This is a genomic window from Secundilactobacillus kimchicus JCM 15530 (genome assembly GCF_001433995.1).
GTDB lineage: Bacteria > Bacillota > Bacilli > Lactobacillales > Lactobacillaceae > Secundilactobacillus > Secundilactobacillus kimchicus.
This window is the reverse complement of the sequence record NZ_AZCX01000026.1, coordinates 1-1,218: the sequence shown is the minus strand read 5'-3', so window position 1 is coordinate 1,218 and position 1,218 is coordinate 1. Positions and strand designations below refer to the sequence as shown.

12 tRNA genes are annotated in these 1,218 nt (G+C 51.6%); all 12 read left to right on the top strand.

The features are described from left to right. Positions 1–92: 92 nt before the first annotated feature. The 12 genes from FC96_RS12555 (at position 93) to FC96_RS12500 (ending at position 1,183) form a co-directional block, all read left to right on the top strand. Positions 93–165: transfer RNA gene (locus FC96_RS12555), tRNA-Thr, on the top strand. A 12-nt stretch (positions 166–177) separates the two neighbouring features. Then, positions 178–249 (top strand) — tRNA-Gly (locus tag FC96_RS12550). Positions 250–260: 11 nt separating this feature from the next. Then, a tRNA-Leu gene (locus FC96_RS12545) sits at positions 261–346 on the top strand. A 38-nt stretch (positions 347–384) separates the two neighbouring features. After that, positions 385–458 (top strand) — tRNA-Arg (locus tag FC96_RS12540). Positions 459–464: 6 nt separating this feature from the next. Beyond that, positions 465–538: transfer RNA gene (locus FC96_RS12535), tRNA-Pro, on the top strand. Positions 539–571: 33 nt separating this feature from the next. Beyond that, positions 572–645: transfer RNA gene (locus FC96_RS12530), tRNA-Met, on the top strand. 14 nt (positions 646–659) lie between these two features. Further along, positions 660–733 (top strand) — tRNA-Ile (locus tag FC96_RS12525). A gap of 42 nt (positions 734–775) precedes the next feature. Beyond that, positions 776–865 (top strand) — tRNA-Ser (locus FC96_RS12520). A gap of 9 nt (positions 866–874) precedes the next feature. After that, a tRNA-Met gene (locus tag FC96_RS12515) sits at positions 875–948 on the top strand. Between the two features lie 4 nt (positions 949–952). Further along, positions 953–1,026, top strand: a tRNA-Asp gene (locus FC96_RS12510). A gap of 5 nt (positions 1,027–1,031) precedes the next feature. After that, positions 1,032–1,104: transfer RNA gene (locus tag FC96_RS12505), tRNA-Phe, on the top strand. Between the two features lie 8 nt (positions 1,105–1,112). Then, positions 1,113–1,183: transfer RNA gene (locus tag FC96_RS12500), tRNA-Gly, on the top strand. The last annotated feature ends 35 nt before the right edge of the window (positions 1,184–1,218 follow it).

Genomic DNA, 1,218 nt, shown 5'->3' with positions numbered 1-1,218 from the left:
TGACTTTTAATCAGAGGGTCGACAGTTCGAGCCTGTCACGGCTCATTCACCAATGTCAACTGCCAGTTGACGAGTCATACGGTAATTCATTTGCCGACTTAGCTCAGTTGGTAGAGCACCTGTCTTGTAAACAGGGGGTCGGAAGTTCGAATCTTCTAGTCGGCATTAGTTTAATATGCGGAAGTAGTTCAGTGGTAGAACATCACCTTGCCATGGTGGGGGTCGCGGGTTCGAATCCCGTCTTCCGCTTTTGCCAAAACGCCGGGGTGGCGGAATTGGCAGACGCACAGGACTTAAAATCCTGCGGTCAGTGATGACCGTACCGGTTCGATCCCGGTCCTCGGCATTGATTCATCATGTAACACTGTTTCATCTTATTATGACGCACCCATAGCGCAACTGGATAGAGTGTCTGACTACGAATCAGAAGGTTGTAGGTTCGACTCCTACTGGGTGCATTTTAACGGGAAGTAGCTCAGCTTGGTAGAGCACCTGGTTTGGGACCAGGGGGTCGCAGGTTCGAATCCTGTCTTCCCGATTTAAATAAGTTTGATCTTTATTTAAAGACCATCGCGGTGTAGCTCAGCTGGCTAGAGCGTCCGGTTCATACCCGGGAGGTCGAGGGTTCGATCCCCCCCGCCGCGATTTGATCATAGCTCGGACCTTTAGCTCAGTTGGTTAGAGCAGACGGCTCATAACCGTCCGGTCGTAGGTTCGAGTCCTACAAGGTCCATTTTCAGATGGCCTTAGGCATGATCATGTTTATTATCATTTTGGAGGATTACCCAAGTCTGGCTGAAGGGAACGGTCTTGAAAACCGTCAGGTGGGTCAAACCACGCGAGAGTTCGAATCTCTCATCCTCCTTTTTATTATCGCGGGATGGAGCAGTCTGGTAGCTCGTCGGGCTCATAACCCGAAGGTCGTTGGTTCAAATCCAGCTCCCGCAATTATGGTCCGTTGGTCTAGCTGGTTAGGACGCCTGCCTGTCACGCAGGAGATCACGAGTTCGAGTCTCGTACGGACCGCTTTTGGCTCGGTAGCTCAGTCGGTAGAGCAACGGATTGAAGCTCCGTGTGTCGGCGGTTCGATTCCGTCCCGCGCCATTAGAAATGCGGGTATAGTTTAGTGGTAAAACCACAGCCTTCCAAGCTGTTGTCGCGAGTTCGATTCTCGTTACCCGCTTTTCTGGGCCTATAGCTCAGCTGGTTAGAGCGCAC